Annotated in this window: 16 protein-coding genes; 10 read left to right on the top strand and 6 right to left on the bottom strand. The window is 70.3% G+C overall.

What is annotated here, in order from left to right:
* The first annotated feature begins 42 nt into the window (after window positions 1-42).
* A complete protein-coding gene (locus B116_RS0107380) occupies window positions 43-1,923 on the top strand; it encodes a heavy metal translocating P-type ATPase (protein WP_027659660.1) in 1,881 nt (626 codons plus the stop codon).
* A 56-nt stretch (window positions 1,924-1,979) separates the two neighbouring features.
* Here B116_RS0107380 and B116_RS0107375 read toward each other — a convergent pair whose 3' ends face one another.
* From B116_RS0107375 to B116_RS0107365, 3 genes are all read right to left on the bottom strand, one after another.
* Window positions 1,980-2,846 carry a universal stress protein gene (locus tag B116_RS0107375; protein ID WP_027659659.1) on the bottom strand — a complete coding sequence of 289 codons (867 nt, stop codon included), beginning with the start codon at window positions 2,844-2,846 and terminating at the stop codon, window positions 1,980-1,982.
* Between the two features lie 2 nt (window positions 2,847-2,848).
* Complete coding sequence (locus tag B116_RS0107370) at window positions 2,849-5,245, bottom strand: phosphoketolase family protein (protein ID WP_018721691.1); 2,397 nt, start codon at window positions 5,243-5,245, stop codon at window positions 2,849-2,851.
* A gap of 98 nt (window positions 5,246-5,343) precedes the next feature.
* Window positions 5,344-6,168 (bottom strand): universal stress protein, encoded by an 825-nt coding sequence (locus B116_RS0107365; protein WP_018721690.1) that lies wholly within the window; start codon window positions 6,166-6,168, stop codon window positions 5,344-5,346.
* A 140-nt stretch (window positions 6,169-6,308) separates the two neighbouring features.
* Here B116_RS0107365 and B116_RS0107360 point away from each other — a divergent pair, with 140 nt between their 5' ends.
* The 5 genes from B116_RS0107360 (at window position 6,309) to B116_RS0107340 (ending at window position 13,518) form a co-directional block, all read left to right on the top strand.
* Window positions 6,309-7,427, top strand: coding sequence for a CapA family protein (locus tag B116_RS0107360; RefSeq protein ID WP_027659658.1), 1,119 nt, complete (start codon window positions 6,309-6,311; stop codon window positions 7,425-7,427).
* Window positions 7,428-7,573: 146 nt separating this feature from the next.
* On the top strand, window positions 7,574-9,277 hold the full coding sequence (locus B116_RS0107355) for an RCC1 domain-containing protein (protein ID WP_027659657.1): 1,704 nt from the start codon (window positions 7,574-7,576) through the stop codon (window positions 9,275-9,277).
* 26 nt (window positions 9,278-9,303) lie between these two features.
* A complete protein-coding gene (locus B116_RS0107350; RefSeq protein ID WP_027659656.1) occupies window positions 9,304-11,037 on the top strand; it encodes an RCC1 domain-containing protein in 1,734 nt (577 codons plus the stop codon).
* 89 nt (window positions 11,038-11,126) lie between these two features.
* Window positions 11,127-11,735 carry a P-loop NTPase family protein gene (locus B116_RS24805; RefSeq protein WP_033667376.1) on the top strand — a complete coding sequence of 203 codons (609 nt, stop codon included), beginning with the start codon at window positions 11,127-11,129 and terminating at the stop codon, window positions 11,733-11,735.
* Window positions 11,736-11,838: 103 nt separating this feature from the next.
* Window positions 11,839-13,518 (top strand): RCC1 domain-containing protein, encoded by a 1,680-nt coding sequence (locus tag B116_RS0107340; protein ID WP_027659655.1) that lies wholly within the window; start codon window positions 11,839-11,841, stop codon window positions 13,516-13,518.
* Between the two features lie 50 nt (window positions 13,519-13,568).
* Here B116_RS0107340 and B116_RS0107335 read toward each other — a convergent pair whose 3' ends face one another.
* The gene (locus B116_RS0107335; protein ID WP_018721680.1) at window positions 13,569-13,820 is read right to left on the bottom strand and encodes a DivIVA domain-containing protein; all 252 of its coding nucleotides are present in this window, start codon (window positions 13,818-13,820) and stop codon (window positions 13,569-13,571) included.
* Between the two features lie 445 nt (window positions 13,821-14,265).
* On the opposite strand from B116_RS0107335, the gene B116_RS0107330 reads away from it, so the two are divergent.
* The 3 genes from B116_RS0107330 to B116_RS0107320 all read left to right on the top strand — a co-directional run bounded on the left by B116_RS0107330 (window position 14,266) and on the right by B116_RS0107320 (window position 16,497).
* The gene (locus tag B116_RS0107330) at window positions 14,266-15,138 is read left to right on the top strand and encodes a helix-turn-helix domain-containing protein (RefSeq protein WP_026321609.1); all 873 of its coding nucleotides are present in this window, start codon (window positions 14,266-14,268) and stop codon (window positions 15,136-15,138) included.
* Entirely contained in the window at window positions 15,135-15,350 is a 216-nt protein-coding gene (locus B116_RS0107325) for a DUF397 domain-containing protein (RefSeq protein ID WP_018253406.1), read from the top strand. The genes B116_RS0107330 and B116_RS0107325 overlap by 4 nt, the downstream gene beginning before the upstream one ends.
* A 70-nt stretch (window positions 15,351-15,420) precedes the next feature.
* A complete protein-coding gene (locus tag B116_RS0107320) occupies window positions 15,421-16,497 on the top strand; it encodes a sporulation protein (protein WP_188116005.1) in 1,077 nt (358 codons plus the stop codon).
* A gap of 79 nt (window positions 16,498-16,576) precedes the next feature.
* Here the strand turns inward: B116_RS0107320 and B116_RS0107315 are convergent, their stop codons facing one another.
* Entirely contained in the window at window positions 16,577-16,915 is a 339-nt protein-coding gene (locus tag B116_RS0107315) for a hypothetical protein (RefSeq protein ID WP_018721677.1), read from the bottom strand.
* A 273-nt stretch (window positions 16,916-17,188) separates the two neighbouring features.
* On the opposite strand from B116_RS0107315, the gene B116_RS0107310 reads away from it, so the two are divergent.
* Complete coding sequence (locus B116_RS0107310; protein ID WP_018721676.1) at window positions 17,189-17,596, top strand: hypothetical protein; 408 nt, start codon at window positions 17,189-17,191, stop codon at window positions 17,594-17,596.
* A gap of 160 nt (window positions 17,597-17,756) precedes the next feature.
* On the opposite strand, the gene B116_RS0107305 is transcribed toward B116_RS0107310, so the two are convergent.
* Complete coding sequence (locus B116_RS0107305; RefSeq protein WP_027659654.1) at window positions 17,757-20,021, bottom strand: HelD family protein; 2,265 nt, start codon at window positions 20,019-20,021, stop codon at window positions 17,757-17,759.
* Window positions 20,022-20,285: the final 264 nt, after the last annotated feature.

Here is a 20,285-nt window from a genome sequence, read left to right as displayed (position 1 = left end):
TGCACCGCCCACTCCGGTCGACCCGCTGGGACGATTTCGGTGATGGCGGCGGAGCCGGAGTGCGTGCCCGAGCAGCCGGCGCGGTCCAGGCCGGGCGGCTGGCTGCTCTGGGCGCCGCTGGGCGGGCTGACCGCGCTGGTGCTCGCTGGCGTGGTGGCGTGGCTCGCCGGCCGGTCCGGCCTCGCGGACCTGCTCTGGGCCGCCGCCACCGTGGCCGCGTTGGTGCCGGCCGCCGGGTCGATGCTGCGCGAGCTCTGGCACCAGCGGTACGGCGTTGACATCATCGCCGTCCTCGCGCTGGCGGGTGCGCTCATCGTGGCGGAGTACCTGGCCGGGGCGGTGATCGCGGTGATGGTGGCCACCGGTCGGACCCTGGAGGCGTACGCCCAGGGTCGGGCGACCCGCGACCTCCGCGCGCTGCTCGCCCACGCCCCGCGTACCGCGCGCCGACGTGCCTCGGACGGGACGATCGAGGTGGTCCCGGCAGACCAGGTTGTCGCCGGCGACGATCTGCTGGTCGGCCCCGGCGACGTGGTACCGGTCGACGGGCAGCTCGCGGCGGCGGCCACGCTCGACGAGTCGGTGGTGACGGGAGAGTCGCGGCTGGTCCAACGCGTCGCGGGGGACCGGGTGGGCAGCGGCGTGGTGAACGCCGGCGCCGCCTTCGGGCTGCGGGCGACCGCGGACGCGGCCTCCAGCACGTACGCCGGGATCGTGCGGCTGGCCCGGGAGGCAACCGCGCAGAAAGCGCCGACGGTCCGGCTGGCCGACCGGTACGCGGTCGCCTTCGTTCCGTTCACCCTGCTGCTCGCCGGGCTGGGCTGGCTGGTCTCCGGCGACCTGGTCCGGGCGGTGGCGGTCCTGGTGGTGGCCACGCCCTGCCCGCTGCTGCTGGCCACCCCGATCGCCATCGTCTCCGGGCTGTCCCGTACCGCCCGGCACGGGGTCCTGGTCCGCGACGGCGGCTCGCTCGAACTGCTCGGCCGGGCCCGCACCCTGCTGGTGGACAAGACCGGAACCCTGACCGCCGGGCGCCCCCAGGTGGCCGAGACGGTGCCGGCCCCGGGGATCACGGATGACGAGGTGCTGCGCCTCGCCGCCTCCGTGGAACAGCTCTCCCCACACGTGCTGGCCACCGCCCTGGTGGAGGGGGCGCGGGAGCGGGAGCTCGACCTCGCCGAGCCGGAGGGGGTCACCGAGGAGCCGGGCCGGGGCGTACGCGGGCGGGTGGAGGGCCGTGACCTATGGGTGGGGCAGCTCGACGGCACACCGCCACAGTGGGCGGCCTCGGCCCGGGACCGCGCCGAGGAGGCCGGGCACTCACTGGTGTGGGTCGGTGCGGACCACGGGCCGCTCGGCGTGATCCTGCTGGCGGACCCGGTCCGGTCCGACGCGTCGCGTACCGTCGGCCGGCTGCGGGCGGCGGGGCTGCGCCGGATCGTCATGGTCACCGGTGACCGCCCGGCCACCGCCAGTCGGGTGGCCCGAGAGGTGGGGGTGGACGATGTCCTCGCCCGCTGCGCACCGGCCGAGAAGGCCGACCGGGTCCGCGCCGAGGTGGACCGGGCAGTCACGGTGATGGTGGGGGACGGGGTGAACGATGCCCCCGCCCTGGCCACCGCGGATGTCGGCGTGGCGATGGGCGCCACCGGGGCCACCGCGTCGGCGGATGTCGCCGACGCGGTGCTCACCGTTGACCGGCTGGAGCGGCTGGCCGACGCCGTGGAGATCGCCCGGTACGCGCGCCGGATCGCCGTGCAGAGCGCCACGGTGGGCATGGGCCTCGCCGTGCTGGCCATGTTCGCCGCCGCCCTCGGCCGGCTGCCGCCGGTGGCCGGTGCCTTCCTGCAGGAGGGCATCGACGTGCTGGTGATCCTCAACGCGTTGCGTGCCCTGCTCGGCCCGGCCACTCTGCGGCGGTGACGCACCCGAGAGCGCGTCCCGCCCCCGGTGACCACCGCAGCCGGCCGGGACCAGCCTCAGCGTTCGCGGACCACGGCGACCGGGGAGTGCGCGTGGTGCAGCAGCTGTTGGCTGACCGAGCCGAGCAGCATCCCGGCCAGGCCGCCGCGGCCTCGGCTGCCGACCACGACCAGCTGGGCGTTGCGGCTGGCCGTCACGAGCAATTCGGTCGGATTGCCTTCGGCCACCTCCACCGTGATCTGGAGATCCGGGAACGCCCGCCGCCACCGGGCCAGTGACTCCTCCAGCTCGGCGCGGACCGCCCGAGTGTCCGCCCGGGCATCCGGGGCGGCCGGTGGACGCTGACCCGGCGGCGGACGCCACGCGCGCAGCACGTGCAGCGCTACCTTCCGGGCGGCGGCCTGTTCGACGGCGAAGCCCAGGGCGAGCAGGGACTGCTCCGAGCCGTCCACCCCGGCCGCGACGTGCCCGGTCCGCTCCCGGCGGTCGGCGTCCCCCCGGACCACCACCACCGGGCAGTGGGCGTGCGCGGCCACCGATCCGGCCGTCGAGCCGACCAGCAGGCCGGCGAAGCCGCCGAGCCCGCGCGAACCGACTACCAGCAGGCCGGCCCGCGCCGAGAGCTCCTGGAGCACCAGCGCGGGCGGCCCCTCGTACAGCTCACCGGTGACGGTCAGCTCCGGGCCGGTCGCGTCCGCCGCGGCCCGCCGGACCAGCTCCTCCGCCTGCCGTCGAGCGGTGTCGTCGGGCCAGATGCTGGGCCCCCCACCAGGGCCGGTCCACCCGGCCATGGTGAGCCACTCGAAGACGTACGCGAGGTGCACCGACCGCCCACTCCGGGCGGCCTCGGCCAGCGCCCACTCCTGGGCCCGGACCGCGTCCGGCGAGCCGTCGTAGCCGACCAGGATCTCGGTTCCGTTCACCGCTAGTCGCTCCGGCCGGCGTCGGTCTCCCGGACCCACCGCCACTGCGCCACCCGCGGGTCGTCGGCGCCGTGCCTGCGGGTGTAGTCCCGGCACGACTGGCGGGCGTCCACCATCTCCTGCCGCAGATGCGCGGCCCGCGCGGCGAGCCCGGGTACCCGGTCGATCACGTCGATGACCAGATGGAACCGGTCCAGGTCGTTGAGCATCACCATGTCGAACGGAGTGGTGGTGGTGCCCTCCTCCTTGTAGCCGCGCACGTGCAGGTTGGAGTGGTTGGTCCGCCGGTAGGTCAGGCGGTGAATGAGCCACGGGTAGCCGTGGTACGCGAAGATGATCGGCTTGTCGGTGGTGAAGATGGTGTCGAACTCCGAGTCCGGCAGCCCGTGCGGGTGCTCGCTCGACGGTTGCAGGCGCATCAGGTCAACCACGTTGACCACCCGGACCTTCAGCTCGGGCAGGTGCTGGCGCAGCAGGTCGACCGCCGCGAGGGTTTCCAGCGTCGGGACGTCCCCGGCGCAGGCGAGCACCACGTCCGGCTCCGTACCGTCGTCGTTGCTGGCCCAGTCCCAGATGCCGATCCCGCGCCGGCAGTGCAGGATCGCCTCGTCCATCGACAGCCAGCTCGGTTGGGGTTGCTTCCCCGCGACGACCACGTTGATGTAGTGCCGGCTGCGCAGGCAGTGGCTCATCGTGGAGAGCAGGGTGTTCCCGTCCGGTGGCAGGTAGACCCGGACCACCTCGGCCTTCTTGTTCACGACGTGGTCGATGAAGCCCGGGTCCTGGTGCGAGAAGCCGTTGTGGTCCTGCCGCCAGACGTGGCTGGAGAGCAGGTAGTTCAGCGAGGCCACCGGCTGTCGCCAGGGGATGTCCCGGGTCACCTTCAGCCACTTGGCGTGCTGGTTGACCATCGAGTCGACGATGTGGATGAACGCCTCGTAGCTGGTGAAGAGGCCGTGTCGGCCGGTCAGCAGGTACCCCTCTAGCCAGCCCTGGCAGAGGTGCTCGGAGAGCACCTCCATGACCCGACCGTCGGGGGAGAGGTTCTCGTCCCCGGGGACGGTGGCCGCCACCCAGGCGCGGTCGGTGACTTCGAAGGCGGCGCCGAGCCGGTTGGAGGCGACCTCGTCCGGGCCGAAGAGCCGGAACGTCTCCGGGTTCGCGGCGATGATGTCGCGGATCCAGCTGCCGAGCGCGCCGGTGGCGCTGGTGGCCGGCGTGCCGGGGCGCGGCACGTCGACCGCGTAGTCACGGAAGTCGGGCAGGACCAGATCACGCAGTACCTGCCCGCCGTTGGCGACCGGGTTGGCGCTCATCCGGCGGTCGCCCTTCGGCGGCAGGTTCAACAGCTCGGCCACCGGTGCCCCGGTCGCGTCGAAGAGCTCCTCCGGGCGGTAGCTGCGAAGCCAGCGCTCCAACTCGGCCAGGTGCTGCGGGTCCTGGCGTACCTGCGGCAGCGGCACCTGGTGCGCGCGGTGGGTGCCCTCCACCCGATTGTCGTCAACCTCGCGCGGGCCGGTCCAGCCCTTCGGCGTACGGAGCACGATCATCGGCCAGCGCGGGCGCTCGATCTTGCCACCGGAGCGGGCTCGCTGTTGGATGGCGGCGATCTCGTCCAGCGCCCGGTCCATGGTCGCGGCGAGTGTTTGGTGCACCGTGGCCGGATCGTCCCCGGCAACCAGGTACGGCTCGTGGCCGTAACCGCGCATCAGATCCAGCAGGTCGGACTCGGGGAGCCGGTCCAACACCGTCGGGTTGGCGATCTTGTAACCGTTGAGGTGCAGGATGGGGAGCACCGCGCCGTCGCGGGCCGGGTTCAGGAACACGTTCGACAGCCAGCTACCGGCCAGCGGCCCGGTCTCTGCCTCGCCGTCGCCGATCACACACGCGACCAGCAGGTCCGGGTTGTCGAACGCGGCACCGTAGGCGTGGCTGAGCGCGTACCCGAGCTCACCTCCCTCGTGGATCGACCCCGGTACCTCCGCGGCCACGTGGCTGGGAATGCCACCGGGGAAGGAGAACTGGCAGAAGAGCTGCGCCATGCCGGCCTCGTCTCGGCCGGTGCCGTGGTAGAGCTCGCTCCAGGTGCCCTCCAGCCAGGTGTTCGCCACGATCGCGGGACCGCCGTGGCCGGGACCGGTGATGTAGATGGCGTTCAGGTCGCGGGCGACGATGACCCGGTTGAGGTGCGCGTAGAGCAGGTTCAGGCCGGGGCTGGTGCCCCAGTGCCCGAGCAGGCGTGGCTTGATGTGGTCCACGGTGAGCGGCTCGCGCAGCAGTGGGTTGCCGCGGAGGTAGATCTGCCCGACCGTGAGGTAGTTCGCCGCCCGCCAGTACGCGTCCAGCCGGCGTAGTTCTTCTTCAGTCAGGGGAGTGTGCTGGGCGGTTGCGATGTTCATGCTTACCTGAGCCTCTCGGTCGGGTGTGGCGCATCCGGGGCGTTGTGGTTAGCCTCGCCGACGGCTACTGCCGGGTTAAGAGGCGTTGGTCCCGGGTCTCACGGACTCTCCGCCGGGGCGAGTCCTCGCACCACAACCATGGGCGTGGGCGAGTGGTAGAGCACGGCCTGGCAGGCTGAGCCGATCATTCCGCGGCCGGGCTGGTGGCCGCGCGCGGCCACCACCACCAGCTGCGCGGATCGGGACTGCTCCACCAGGACATCGCCCGGAGCGCCCCGGATGGTGTGACACTCCACCGGCACCGCCGGTTCCGGGCCGCCGACCTGTGTCACCACCTCGGCGAGGATTTCCGGTGCGTCGTCGTGGCCCCGCTCCACCACCCGGACGGCGACCAGGCGGCCGGCCCGGCGGACGGCGCAGTCAAACGCCCACTTCAGGGCCTGGCGGGAGCCGACCGAGCCGTCCACTCCCACCAGCACCGGCCCCTTCGGCGGGGTGTCCTGGCGGGCCACCAGCACTGGGCAGCCGGCCCGGGCGACGACCTGCACCACCGGCGTGTCGGCGGGGATGGAGCAGCCGGGTTCTCGCGTGCTCATGCCGCTGTCGCCGACGGCGATCAGGAAGGCCGTCTCCGATTTGCGAATCAGCGTCTCCACGGTTGAGCCCTCGGCGATGTCTTCGCGCACCGACAGTGTCTCGTCGATCTTCTGGGCGACCTTGGCGGCGCGATCGAGGAGTTCGGCTGCCGCGTCGTGCGTGCCGGCGATCGACGGTGCCTTGAAGGCGGCTCCCCAGTCGAAGGTGTGGATCAGTCGGAGGGGATGCCCGAACGCGGCGGCCTCCCGTGCGGCGAGGTCGACCAGCGGTAGGTCCCGCTCCGAGCCGATGGCGGCGAGCACCGGCGCATCACTGGCTGCCGCCATGTCGGCATCACCTCCGCAGGCACCGCGTTCGGCCTTATGTCCCGAGGCTAGTCCGGGCGGTGTGGCGCCGGGGCGGGATCGGTGCAGCACGCGCCGCGATCCACCGGTGGTCAGTTACCAACAGTGTTAGCGTCGATGCTGTGGGTGACTCTGAGGGGTTCGTCGTCGCCGCCGTTGGCGATCTGCTCATCGCGCGGGACTGTCCGCACGAGATCTTCCGGCACGCGCGGGACCAGTTGGTCGAGGCCGACATCACCTTCGGTCAGCTGGAGACCGCGTACTCCGACGAGGGGTCCCGGGGCTCCTCCGGGCCACGCGGCGCTGTCCCGCACGACGTGTCGAACTACGCCGCGCTCCCGCACGCGGGCTTCAATGTCATCTCGATGGCGAGCAACCACACCGGCGACTGGGGTTCCGACGCGCTGCTCGACTGCATCGGGCGGCTCCGGCGCGACGGCATCACCGTGGTGGGCGCGGGAGCCGACATCGACGAGGCCCGGCGGCCCGGGATCGTCGAGCGCGACGGCACCCGGGTCGGCTTCCTGGCCTACTGTTCGGTCGCGCCGGACGGCTACTACGCCGGGCGGAACAAGCACGGGGTGGCGCCGATCCGGGCGATGACGCACTACGAAGCGTACGAGCCCGATCAGCCCGGCGGCCCGGCCCTGATCTCCACGCACACCAACGACGCCGACCTGGCGGCGCTCACCACGGATATCTCCCGGCTGCGGGACGAGGTGGACGTGCTGCTCGTGTCGTTCCACTGGGGTCTGCACTTCCAGCGCTCGAAGCTCGCGGACTATCAGCCGGTGGTGGCCCATGCCGCGATCGAGGCCGGTGCGGACGCGGTGCTCGGGCATCATCCGCACATCCTCAAACCGGTCGAGATCTACCAGGGCAAGGTGATCTGCTACAGCCTCGGCAACTTCGCCCTCGACTTCAACGAGAGCTGGTGGAAGTCGTTCAGCCAGGAGTGGTTCACGGAGGCCCACCAGTTCCACCAGGAGCTGAACCCCGGCCGGGACCTGGCGGCGGAAGGCCGGAACTCGGCGATTGTCCGGCTGCACATCGCGGGCGGCGTCATCACCCGGGTCGAGATCCTGCCCGTGGTGATCAATGAGGAGAACGAGCCGGTGCCGTACCGGGCGGACACGCCCGAGGGCCGTGCGGTCCGCGACTACCTGGCGGAGATCACGGCCGAGGCCGGGATGAACACAACCTTCGACGTGGTTGACGACAAGGTTCTGGTCCGCGTCTAGCCGTTCCAGGTCAAGGGGTACGGATCGCCCGGTCTCGGTTGCCCGCGAACTTCACTCCGCGCGTTTCTCCTGGCTTTTACGCAATAGGCCGACGAAGATAGCTTTCGTCCTATTTGCGGGTGTGGTTCGCTCGGAGGTGTCGAGCGGTGCGAAGGTTCCGCCAGCCGGCAGGGCGTGCCGCCCGAGCGCGCTCGGCGAGAAAGACCGTCGGGGGGTGGTTCGCCCTCGCGGTGGCCGTGACGGTCACCCAGGCGGTCGGTGCGGTGCCGGTGGTCGCGCACCAGACGCCGGTCGCGCAGCGCACGCCGGCACCGTCCGCCGTCGTCCCAGGAACCGCCCTCGCCTGGGGCAGTAATTTCTTCGGGCAGCTGGGTGATGGGACGAACGCTGACAGCGTTGCCCCGGTGTCGGTCAGCTTGCCGGCGGGTGTCTCGGTCACCGCCGTCGCCGCCGGCAATCGACACAGCCTGGCATTGACCTCGGCCGGTGCCGTGCTCGCCTGGGGCGGCAACGCCGCCGGGCAGCTGGGTGATGGGACGACCATGGACAGCAGTACGCCGGTGTCGGTCAGCTTGCCGGCGGGTGTCACGGTCATCGCCATCGCCGCCGGCGGTACCCACAGTCTGGCGTTGACCGACGAAGGCACCGTGCTCGCTTGGGGCGGCAACAGCTTCGGTCAGTTGGGTGACGGGACGAACGCTCATCGCAGTACGCCGGTGTCGGTTAGCCTGCCACCGGGTGTCACGGTCACCGCCGTCACCGGCGGTAGCTTCCACAGTCTGGCGGTGACGGCTGCCGGCGCCGTGCTTGCCTGGGGCGACAACATCTTCGGGCAGCTGGGTGACGGGACGACCAGCAACCGCAGTGCGCCGGTGCCGGTTGGCCTGCCGGCGGGTGTCACGGCTACCACCGTCACCGGCGGCCACTTCCACAGCATGGCGGTCACCTCCGTCGGTGCTGTGCTCGCCTGGGGTAACAACAATTTCGGGCAGCTGGGTGATGGCACCACCACCCACCGCGGCACGCCTGGAGCGGTAAGCCTGCCCGCGGGTGCGACGGTCACCGCCATCACCGCCGGCAGCTTCCACAGCATGGCGGTGACCTCCGTCGGTGCTGTGCTCGCCTGGGGTAACAACACTTTCGGGCAGCTGGGTGATGGCACCATCACCAACCGCAGCACACCGGTGGCGGTGAGCCTGCCCCCGGGTACCACCGTCGTCGCCGTCGCGGCCCACGACGGTAATCACAACGTCGCGTTGACCTCAGCCGCCGCCGCCCTCGCCTGGGGCGACAACCCGCATGGTCAACTGGGCAACGGGACGACCACCGACAGCAGTACGCCGGTGCCGGTCAGCTTGCCGGCGGGTGCCACGGTCACCGCCGTCGCCGCCGGCCTTCAGCACAGTCTCGCCGTAGTCGCGCTACCGCCGCTCTCGACCACCACGTTGCGGGTCACGCCGCGAAGTCCGACGGCGGATCAGCAGGTCACCCTCACCGCTACGGTCACCTGCAACACCGACACGCCTGCGGGTACGGTCACGTTCCGCGACAACACCACCGTGCTGGCCGCCACACCCCTGACCGCCGATGGCATCGCCAGCCACACCACGACGCTGACGCCGGGCGAGCACAGCCTCACCGCCGACTACGTCAGCACCAACACGTGCCCGGAGAGTCGATCCGTACCCGTTGCGATCACCATCGACACCGCACCTGACGATCCTGATCTGCCTATCACCGGCCCGAACCTGCCGACCATCGTCGGTGCTGCCGCCCTGTGCATTCTGGCCGGTGCCGCTCTGATTCGCCTCACTGGTCAACGCCGGCCGACGTCACGCCACCTGCGGTGAGGTTCGGCCGAAGAAGGGTATGGACGATGCGGGGACTCTGCCAGCAACCGGGCCGTGGTGTTGGAGCAGGTCGGGCGGTGCGAGCCAGCGCCGGGTGGTTCTGCCTCGCGTTGGTGGTGGCGGCGGTTCCGGCGGGCGGCGTGTCGTCCGCCGCCGCGCAACACACGTCAGCCGCGCAGCGTACGCCGTCCCCGACCGCTGCCGCGTCGGATACCGTCCTCGCCTGGGGTTTCAACTACTACGGCCAGTTGGGGGATGGAACCACCAACAACTACCGCACCGTACCCATCCCCGTGGGCCTGCCCGCCGGTGCTGAGGTGACCGCTGTCGCGGGCGGTGACGCGCACAGTCTGGCGGTGACGTCGGCCGGCACCATTCTCGCCTGGGGCAGGAACCGTGTTGGCCAGTTGGGCGACGGGAGCACCATCAATCGCAGCTCTCCCGTTGACGTCCCCCTGCCGCCGGGCACCACGGTCACCGCCGTCGCCGCCGGCTTCAACCACAGTCTGGCGTTGACCTCGACCGGCACCGTCCTTGCCTGGGGTGACAATTCGACTGGTCAGTTGGGTGACGGGACCGAGACGAACCGCAGTACGCCGGTGGCGGTGAGTTTCCCGCCCGGCACGGTGATTACCGCGGTCGCCGCCGGTGGTGTGCACAGTCTGGCGTTGACTTCGGCCGGCACCGTCTTCGCCTGGGGTGACAATTCCTCCGCTCAGCTTGGCGATGGGAGCACGACGAACCGCAGTACGCCGGTGGCGGTGGGGTTACCGGTGGGCACGATTGTTACCGCTATCGCCGGTGGTGGCTCGCACAGTCTGGCGGTGACCTCGGCGGGCAACGCCCGTGCCTGGGGCAACAATTTCGTAGGCCAGTTGGGCGACGGGAGCAATATCAACCGCGACGCTTCCGTTCACGTCCGCCTGCCCCCGGGTACCACGGTCACCGCCGTCGCCGGCGGCCTCACCCACAGTCTGGCGTTGACCTCGGTCGGCACTGTTCTCTCCTGGGGCAGCAACGACTGGGGTCAATTGGGTGATGGGACCGCCAGGGACCGGAACACGCCCGGCTCGGTGAGCCTGCCCCCCGGCGTCACGATCACCGCGGTCACCGCCGGTGATCTCTTCGGCCTGGCGATCACCTCTGTCGGTACCGTCCTCGCCTGGGGCGGCAATATCATCGGCCAGTTGGGGGACGGAACCACCACCATTCGCCGGACACCCGTCGCGGCCAGCCTGCCCCCGGGCACCACGATCACCGCCGTCTCCACCGGCAGCAGCCACAGTCTGACCCTGGTCGCACCGCCACCAGCGTCCACCACAGCCCTGCGGGTCTCACCCCGAAACCCGGCGGCCGATCAGGACATCGCCCTCACCGCCACCGTCACCTGCAGCACCGACCCCCCCACCGGTAGCGTCACCTTCCGCAGCAACAGCACCGACCTCGCCACCGTGCCCCTGGGCAGCAGCAACACCGCCACCCACACCACCGCGCTCCCACCCGGCACCCACGCCCTCACCGCTCACTACGCCAGCACCAACACCTGCCCCAACAGCCAGTCCGAGGCCACCACCATCACCATCGACACCCCGACCGACCCGGACACCCCGACCGACCCGGACACCCCGACCGACCCGGACCTCCCCATCACCGGCTCCAACCTGTCCACCACCGTCGGCGTCGCCACCCTGCTCATCCTCGCCGGCGCCGCCCTCATCCACCTCGCCCGCCGACGCCGACCAGGACACCATCCACAATGAGCCAGCAGGCGTGGCCCTGGGACTGCGCGGACCACCGGCCCGGACTCAACAGCGGCGGAGGTCACTGGCCGGGCCCGTAGGATGCCGCCATGCCGCTACTGAGCTGGCGTGAGCCGCTACCCTGGCGGCCGAGCCGAGTCCTGGTCGCAGGTACCTCTGGAGCGGGAAAGACGAGCCTGGCGACGTTGCTCGCCGAGGCATGGCAGCTCCCTCGGGTGGAGCTGGACGCATTGCACCACGGCGAGAACTGGGTGCCGCGCCCGAGCTTCGTTGACGACGTGAGTCGATTTGCCGCTGGTCCGCGCTGGGTGACCGAATGGCAGTACACCGCCAAGCTCGGCGACAAACTCTCCGGCAAAGCCGATCTGGTGGTGTGGCTGGACCATCCCCGGCAGCTGGTGATGCGGCAGGTGATCGCCCGCACCATGGCTCGTCGTTGGCGGCGCGAGGTGCTGTGGAACGGCAACGTCGAGCCGCCGCTGCGGACCGTCTTGACCGACCCCGATCACGTGATTCGATGGGCGTGGCGAACGCAGAAAGGCCCGGGTGAGCGCGTTACCCAGCTGCTCCAGCAACGTGGCCCAGCGGTCATGGTCGTGCGGTTGCGCGGTCGTCGCCAGGTGCGGCGGTGGGTGTCCCGGGTCTCCCTTCGCGTTCCCGGCGGATGTCGTGCCGGCGGTGGTTTCCTCCAGCGCTGACGCTGGACTGTTCTTCGGCTCCAGGTCATTCGTCACTTATGTCTGCTTCGTTCGCTTATACCTTGCGGCAGGTGAGCTTTCGACAAGGCTGAGGTAGGGGCAAGTGGCGAGTTTCTGGGCCGGCAAGGCTGCGGACGGGAGAAGAAGCTGGGCCCGGCCCGCGAATCTGCGGGGGCTGTGCGCGGTGTCGCTGATGTTGGTGACCGTGCTGGGCACAACTTCGGTCGGCGCGGCGCGCGCGCTCGCGCAGGGCGTGCCGTCGACGGCAGCGGGCCCTCCTGGTATCGGCCTGGCCTGGGGTTCCAACGCTTCCGGTCAGTCGGGTGATGGGACCACCACCGACAGCAGTATCCCGGTTGCGGTGGACTTGCCGGTCGGCACCACGATCACCGCGCTTGCCGGCGGCGGCCTGCACAGTCTGGCGTTGACCTCCGCCGGCACTGTGCTGGCTTGGGGCGGCAACGGTTCCGGTCAGTTGGGTGATGGGACCACCACCGACAGCAGTACTCCGGTCGCGGTGGACTTGCCGGTCGGCACCACGATCACCGCCATCGCCGCCGGCAACTCCCACAGCCTGGCGTTGACCTCCGCCGGCACTGTGCTGGCTTGGGGCTACAACAACTTTGGCCAGTTGGGTGATGGGACCACCACCGACAGCAGTACTCCGGTCGCGGTGGACTTGCCGGTCGGCACCACGATCACCGCGCTTGCCGGCGGCGGCTTCCATAGTCTGGCGTTGACTTCCGCTGGCGCCGTGCTGGCCTGGGGTACCAACGGTTCCGGTCAGTTGGGTGATGGGACCAATACCAACAGCAGTATCCCGGTTGCGGTGGATCTGCCGGTCGGCACCACGATCACCGCGCTTGCCGGCGGCCGCTTCCATAGTCTGGCGGTGACCTCCGTCGGCGCTGGGCTGGCCTGGGGTCTCAACGACTTGGGTCAGTTGGGTGATGGGACCACCACCGACAGCAGTATCCCGGTTGCGGTGGATCTGCCGGTCGGCACCATGATCACCGCCGTCGCCGCCGGCGACCGCCATAGTCTGGCGTTGACTTCCGCCGGCACCGTGCTGGCCTGGGGCCTCAACGCCACGGGCCAGTTGGGCGATGGGACCACCACCAACAGCAGCAGCCCGGTTGCGGTGGATCTGCCGGTCGGCACCACGATCACCGCCGTCGCCGGGGCCGTCCATAGTCTGGCGTTGACCTCCGCCGGCGCCGTGCTGGCTTGGGGCGCCAACGATTCCGGCCAGTTGGGTGACGGGACCACCGTCAACAGCAGCAGCCCGGTTGCGGTGGATCTACCGGCCGGCACCACGATCACCGCCATCGCCGGCGGCGGCTTCCACAGTCTGGCTATCGTCCGGCCGACATCAACCACGACCTTGCAGGCGTCCCCACCGAACCCGAAACCGGATCAACTCGTCACTCTTGCCGCTACCGTGACCTGCACCGGCGGCACCCCGACGGGGACCGTGACCTTCCTGGACGGCACGAAGGTCCTGGGTACTGAACCTCTGTCCGGCAGCCCCACCGCCACCGCAACCCGTACGGTCACACATCTGACACCTGGCACACACAGCATCCAGGCGCGCTACAACGGCGACGACCATTGCCCAGCCTCAACATCCAACCCCACGGCCGTCATGGTCCGAAAGCCCATCCTTCCAGTGACGGGTGTCAGGCTGCCTGCCATCCTCGCAGTCGGATTCCTGCTCACCCTCACCGGCGCGGCCCTGGCCGGGGCGTTCGGAAGAACCGCGACACCAGGGGCAAAAAGATGATCTGGAGGTAAGGAGCATCGCGGGCAGATCGGGGAGCCACCTGGGGTCGGTCAGGGCGTGCGTCGTCGGGACTGGGCGCTCTGCCAGTCGCGCAGCGCCCGCTTGATCCGGGTGTTCTCGTCGTGGAGCCGAGCCACCTCCTGCCGCAAGGTGGCCAGCTCGTGCGCGACCCGGTGCAGGAAGTGCCGTACCTCCTGGGGATCCAGGCCGCGTCGGCCGAGGCCCACCGTGGCGAAGTTCCGTTCGCGCACGAGGCGGGGGTGAAGCTGCTCGGTGCCGCCGTAGACGGTGCCGTGTCGCATTGATCGGTTCCCTTCGTTGGTTGGAAGGGGCGGCCCTGGACGGAGGGGGGAGATTTCCGGCGCAGGGCCGCCCCGCCCGACGACCGCAGCCCTCCTCGGCGGTACGGCCACCGGGCTGCCGGTGGGTGGTGTCAGTTCGCAGCGAGGCAGGGTCGCGCGGACCCGCCTTTCCGTGATAGGTATTCGTCAAGTCGGTCGGAGCCGTAATGCGCGCTTATCGCGGCTCCACGTTGAGGCCCGACGAGAGCCGGTATGCGTCTGCCACACGCCAGGCCGTCTCTCGTCACCTTCTCGGCTGTTGGCACAGCCGCGGTTGCCGTGTTTGCACCGGGCGTCCCCGGGGGCCGGTGATCACCCTCACCCGAAGGCCACATTTCCAGTGGCCTCGGCATTGGTGCAACGACACCAACGGATCCATTTCGGCAGGATGCGTGGAGAGGTGAGCATGGCCGTCAAGAGAGAAGCCTTCGTGCGGACGCTTCGGGCACAGTGGCTCGGCCAGCAGATGCGGGAGCTGCGCGAGCGACGTGGTCTGACGCTCAAGTACGTGGCCCAGTTCCTGGAGCGGGACTTCTCATCGCTGGCACGGTACGAGCGAGCCGAGTGGCCTTTCCGTCGAGATCTCGTCGTGGAACTGTTGGATCTCTACGGGGTCTACGACGAGCGGGAACGAACCCGGATCATCCAGCTTGCACAGGATGCCTGGCGGGTTGACCGCTGGGACAACGACTTCGACCAGACGATCTATGACACGTCGTTCATAGACTTTCCCTGGCTGGAGTCGAGAGCGGAGCAGGTGTGCACCTACGCCTCCTTGCTCATACCCGGTCTTCTGCAAACCAGGGACTACGCCGAGGCGGTGATCCGGAACGCGGAGGCGAGCTCCACCAGCGAGGTGCAGATTCGGAAGTGGGTTCAGCTCCGGATGGATCGGCAGCGCTTGTTGGAGCAGCCCACTGCTACGCGACTCGCCGTGATCATTGAGGAATCGGCCCTACGGCGTCCGGTGATGAGCCGGCAAGTAATGGCGGCTCAGTTTGACCACCTGGTGCAGGCGTCGAGGAAGCCGACGGTCGAGATTCGGGTCCTGTCCGCCGCCCTCGGTCTGCACGCGGGTTTGGACGGCACGTTCTGGCTCTTCAAGATGCCTCCGCCCTACACCGACGTCGCGCATGCCGAGACGCTTGGCGGACGGCTCTTCATGGAGTCGGACAAGGCGTTGCGATATGTCCGCGCGTACGATCGCCTCCGGGAGGCCGCGCTCACCGTGCGCGAGTCGGCGAGGCTGATTTCTGCACTTGCGGAGGAGTTGTCATGAGCGACACCATGCCCGACGTTGCTTGGCATATCAGCACCAAGAGCCCGGACCACGGCGGCAACTGCGTCGAGGCGGGGCCGCTGCTTGACGGGTCGGGTCGGGTGGCGGTGCGGCACAGCAAGGCCCCCGAGGCGGCCACGATTATCTATACGGCCGAGGAGTGGGCGGCGTTCGTCGGGGGCGTGCGCGACGGCGAGTTCGACTTCGCCTAGCCCGTCGGCGAGCCGGACCGTGGGTGTGGTGGCCGATGCCGGGTAGCGTCCACAGCAACGGGAGCGTCCGGTGGAGGTGGCGGCCGACCCGGCGCTGGTGGGAGACTTGCGACGGCCTCTCGACAGCATCCGGTACGGTGCACACCGTCACCGTCGGCTCCAGGAGAGTGCGACACCAGACCCAGCGGGAGTTCCGATGGTCTTCAAGAAAATGTTGAGCGCGTTAGGCGTAGGCGGACCCAGCGTGGACACCGTCCTCACGAACCCCAACACCCGGCCCGGCCTGGCCCTCGACGGCCAGGTCAACCTGATCGGCGGGGACTCGCCGGCAGCCATCGAGCAGATTGTCGTCGGCCTGGTCACCCGGGTCGAGATCGAGGGCCACGACACCGAGTACGCGGGGCTCATGGAGTTCCAGCGGATGCCGGTCTCCGGGCCGCTGCAACTGGCGCCCAAGCAGCAGCTGTCGATCCCGTTCCAGCTGCCGGTGCCGTGGGAGACCCCGATCACCGACGTGTACGGCCAGCGCCTGCACGGGATGACGATGGGTCTGCGGACCGAGCTGGCGATCGCCCGCGCCGTGGACAAGAGCGACCTGGACCAGGTCAACGTGCACCCGCTGCCGGTGCACGAGCGCATCCTGGAGGCGTTCACCCGGCTCGGCTTCCGGTTCAAGAACGCCGACCTGGAGCGCGGTTCCCTCTACGGGGTGCAGCAGACGCTGCCGTTCTACCAGGAGATCGAGTTCTTCGCCGCCCCGCAGTACGCGCAGACGATCACCGAGGTGGAGCTCACGTTCGTCACCAACCCCCACGGTGTGGACGTGATCCTGGAGTGCGACAAGCGCGGCGGCTTCTTCACCTCCGGGCAGGATGTTTTCGGCCGCTACCAGGTCGCCCACCAGGACGCCGACCGGGTGGACTGGATGCAGGTGGTGGACGGGTGGTTGCGCGAGACGACCTCCCGCTACGGCAGCCTGCGGGCGCAGGGCTTCGGCGTTCCGCAGCAGCACGGCCAGCGGGGGATGGGCATGGGCGGAGTGATCGCCGGTGCCGCCCTCGGTGTGGCCGGCGGCATGATCGCCGGTGAGATGATTGAGGACGCGATCGAAGGGGACTTCGCCGAGGACTTCGGCTTCGAGGAGTAACCCGGACCTCGAACAGTCATCCAGACAAAGGGTGCCCGCGGGACACAGATCCCAGCGGGCACCCTTTCGTCGCTATCGGCTAACGCTGGGCCATGCCCCGCTCACCAGTGAGCCGCCGGTCCGAGCCGGCCTTCGCCAACCCCCGACTGATCAGGTACGCGGCGGTCAGGGCGGAGAGGAACCACCACGCCAATATCGGGTCGTTGATGTTCAACCCGTTGGTGCCCGACCCACGCCAGAAGGCGGAGATCACTACCAGGGTGACCGCACCGGCGTAGATCCAGAACTCGGTGGTCAGGAACGAGTTCTTCGTCTCCGTGTCCGGAGCCGACATCTGCTCCCGGTGCCCGTTGTCCATCGCCCGCATCGGCCGGGTAGGTGCGTCCTGCAAGCGGTCCCGGCTCTGGAACTCCGACATCCGCTCCCGGCTCTGGGCCTCCGCCGGGGGCCGGTTCCTCGGTCTGGTGGATGCAGCCTCTGTGCTCATCTGGTCCTCCTCGGATTTGATGAGTACCTGAGATCCCTCGCCCCGCTACCGCGTCTCGGCCGCGGCACGGTTCGTGGCGGGGGCACCCTGGGTCTACCCGACCGGTCGGGGGCAGTAACCCCGCCTCCGCCGTACCGGCGGGTTTGGCCGGCCCAGGGGCGGGAACTCAAGGAGACTTCCGACGAGTCTGCGAGGTGATGCGACGTGCGCACCGACGACACACGGAACGAGGCCACCCGGCGGGCCGAGGAGCGGATCGCCGGCGACCGGTACGGCGAGGGCGTCCTGGACGAGGTGACCGTGCCGCAGACCGACGTACAGCGGGTCATTCAGGACGAGGATCCGGGCGACCCGGCGCACAGCCGGATCGACCCGCAGGTACTGCGCGACGGTGGTCCGACCCGGGGCCAGGGCGCGATCACGACGACCGGCGGGACCGCCGGCCCGGCCAGCGTTCGCCGGGTGGCCCGGCAACCGGAACGGCACCGGGGCCGGGTCGCCCCGACCACGACGGGGGACGCCACCACCGGCGGCCTGAGCACCCCGACCGCCGGCTCCACGAGCGACGCGGCCGGTCCGGGCGTGCACGTCGCGAACCTCTCCGACGACTGACAGCCCGCCGACCCGCAGCCCCGACGGCCTGGCCCGGTTCGGGCCAGGCCGTCGGTCCGTCGGCGTACCCGGTTTAGCCGGGCGCGGTAGCCCCGGTCCGTCGGCGTACCCGGTCACTGGCCGGGCGCGATAGCCCCGATCCGACGGGTCCAGACGGCGGTCAGGAGGTGGGGCGCAGAATCGTCAGGCGTTGGGTGGCGCGGGTCAGCGCCACATACAGGTCGTTACGACCGCGCGGGGACTCGGCGACTATCCCGTCGGGGTCAACCACCAGGACCGCGTCGAACTCCAGCCCCTTGGCCTGGGCCACGGTGAGCAGGACGGTACGGCTCTTGAGGTCGGGCTGCTCACCGATGGTGGCCTCCGGAATGGCATCCGCCAGGGCGGCACCCAGGTCGGTGACGCGGGCGGCCGGCACGATCACCCCCAGCCGTCCGTCGGTGCGGGCCGCCGCCATAGCGGTCGCCGCATCCACCAGCTCCGCCGCCAGCCGTTGCGGTGCCACCGTCCGGTCGGTCGGCGGCACCCCGGTGGACCGTACCGACCGGGGTGGGCGCAGCGTCGGGTCGATCTGGGCAAGCACCTCCGCGGCGACCGCCATGATCTCGGCGGGGGTGCGGTAGCTGACCGCCAGCTCCGCCAGCCGCCAACGCCGCGCCACGTACGGTTCGAGGGCGTCGGCCCAGGACGCGGTGCCCGCCAACGCGCCGGTCTGCGCCACATCACCGACGATGGTCATCGACCGGCTGGGGCAGCGGCGCATCAGCAGCCGCCAGGCCATCGGCGACAACTCCTGCGCCTCATCCACGATGATGTGGCCGAACGCCCAACTCCGGTCGGCGGCGGCCCGCTGCGCGGTGGTCAGCCGGTCCCCCTCCTCCTGCCGTTCCACCAGTCGGTCGGCGTCGAGCAGGTCGGTGACGCCAAGGATCTCGCCCCCGTCCGCCTCGTCCTCCACGTCGATTGACCGGGACCCACGGGCGATCTCCAGCACCCCCTCGGCGTACTCCCGTTGCAGGGTCCGCAGTCGCTCCCGGCGGGCCGCGGCGGCGCGGTCATCCTCGCCGAGCAGTTCGGCCGCCTCGTCCAGCAGCGGCACGTCGGCCGGCGTCCAACCCCCCGGCCGGCGGTGCAGCAGGGCCTGCTCGGCCTCGGTCAGCATGGGCGCGGCGGTGGCGATCCGCACCGGGTCGGCGTACAGGTCGGCGAGCAGCTGCTGCGGGGTGAGCAGCGGCCACAGCTGGTCCAGCGCCGCCCGTACCTCCGGGTCGTCCCGCAGCTCCCGCCGGATCTCGGCGCGGTCGGCCTCCTCGAGCAGGTTCTCCCCGCCCAGCGGGTCGGCGCCGATGCGCTCGGCGACCTGCGCGGCGAGCGCGTGCACGACCTCGACATCGAAGACCGCCCGGGCGAGGTTGTGTGGCCGGCCGGAGCGGCGGGCCCGGTCCCGGGCGTCCCGGACGGTCTCCGGGTGCAGCAGCAGGATCTCCCGCTGCGGTTGCTCGATCTCCAGCGGTTCGTCCGGCACCCACTGCCGGTCCCGGACCGCGGCGGCGAGCACATCCACCAGCACCCCGCGGCCCTTCAGCGCGGCGGCCTCGGCCACCTCGGTGCGGCGCGCGGTGACCCCGGGGAAGAGGTCAGCCTGGGTACGCAGCAGCACACCGGTCTCGGCGAGGGCGGGCAGCACCTGAGAGATGTAGCGCAGGAACGTCGCGTTCGGCCCGACCAGCAGCACGCCCCGGGTGGCGAGTTCCCGCCGGTGCGTGTAGAGCAGGTAGGCCGCCCGGTGTAGCGCCACCGCGGTCTTGCCGGTGCCCGGACCGCCCTGCACCACCAGCGTGCCCGGCAGTTCGGCCCGGATGACCGTGTCCTGCTCGGCCTGGATGGTCTCGACGATGTCCCGCATCCGGCCGGTACGGCCGGCGGTGAGGGCCGCGAGCAGCGCCGCCTCGCCGGTCAGCTCCTCGTGGGCGGTGGGGGAGGCGGCAGCCAGGTCGAGCACCTCGTCGTTGAGGCCGGTCACCTTGCGTTGCCGGGTCCGCAGGTGCCGCCGTCGGTGGACGCCCTGCGGGTTGGCGGCGGTCGCAAGGTAGAAGGCGCGCGCCGCCGGGGCCCGCCAGTCGATCAGCAGGGGGTCGTAGTCGCCGTCGGTGTCGAAGATGCCGATCCGGCCGATGTAGTGCCGGCCGCCGTCGTCGGTGTCCAGTCGGCCGAAGCACAGGCCCTGCTCGACCGCCGAGTACTGCTCCACCTGCTCGCCGTACATCCGTACCGCGCTGTCGCGTTGGGAGCGGGCCTGGAGGGTGCCACCGGTCGCCCGGAGCTGTTCGGCCAGCCGGTGGGTGGCCTGTTCCCGCAGCGCGTCCAGCCGGCCGTAGAGCATCGAGACGTACTCCTGCTCCTGGCCAAGCTCGTCGTCGTTCATCGGCGAATCGCCAGGACCGCCGGAGTGCTGTGAAACGCCGGAGTTGCTTGACAAGCCATCTCGCAATTCGCTACCCTTGCCCGTAGGAACGGCTTAGTGCCGTTCTTTTTTGTTCCCTGAACTGGTCAGGATACCGGGCAACACGACCGTCGGTGGTGCCCATGGCGATTCCACGACAGAGCCAGGCGTGGGCGCGGCACGGCCGGCGTGGGCAACGCCCCGAGGGTGTGGGCAAACAACAACCCCGGGGCCCCCGCGCGTGCG

The organism is Salinispora fenicalii, from assembly GCF_000514815.1.
GTDB classification, from domain to species: Bacteria; Actinomycetota; Actinomycetes; order Mycobacteriales; family Micromonosporaceae; genus Micromonospora; species Micromonospora fenicalii.
This window is presented reverse-complemented; position numbering and strand designations above follow the sequence as displayed.

What these genes read in the sequence shown, in the direction of transcription:
- B116_RS0107335 (WP_018721680.1), bottom strand. Translation starts at nt 13,820, where the DNA reads ATGCGACACGGCACCGTCTACGGCGGCACCGAGCAGCTTCACCCCCGC.
- B116_RS0107330 (WP_026321609.1), top strand. Translation starts at nt 14,266, where the DNA reads ATGGCCGTCAAGAGAGAAGCCTTCGTGCGGACGCTTCGGGCACAGTGG.
- B116_RS0107305 (WP_027659654.1), bottom strand. Translation starts at nt 20,021, where the DNA reads ATGAACGACGACGAGCTTGGCCAGGAGCAGGAGTACGTCTCGATGCTC.
- B116_RS0107315 (WP_018721677.1), bottom strand. Translation starts at nt 16,915, where the DNA reads ATGTCGGAGTTCCAGAGCCGGGACCGCTTGCAGGACGCACCTACCCGG.
- B116_RS0107365 (WP_018721690.1), bottom strand. Translation starts at nt 6,168, where the DNA reads ATGGCGGCAGCCAGTGATGCGCCGGTGCTCGCCGCCATCGGCTCGGAG.
- B116_RS0107380 (WP_027659660.1), top strand. Translation starts at nt 43, where the DNA reads ATGGCGGCGGAGCCGGAGTGCGTGCCCGAGCAGCCGGCGCGGTCCAGG.
- B116_RS24805 (WP_033667376.1), top strand. Translation starts at nt 11,127, where the DNA reads ATGCCGCTACTGAGCTGGCGTGAGCCGCTACCCTGGCGGCCGAGCCGA.
- B116_RS0107350 (WP_027659656.1), top strand. Translation starts at nt 9,304, where the DNA reads ATGCGGGGACTCTGCCAGCAACCGGGCCGTGGTGTTGGAGCAGGTCGG.
- B116_RS0107325 (WP_018253406.1), top strand. Translation starts at nt 15,135, where the DNA reads ATGAGCGACACCATGCCCGACGTTGCTTGGCATATCAGCACCAAGAGC.
- B116_RS0107370 (WP_018721691.1), bottom strand. Translation starts at nt 5,245, where the DNA reads ATGAACATCGCAACCGCCCAGCACACTCCCCTGACTGAAGAAGAACTA.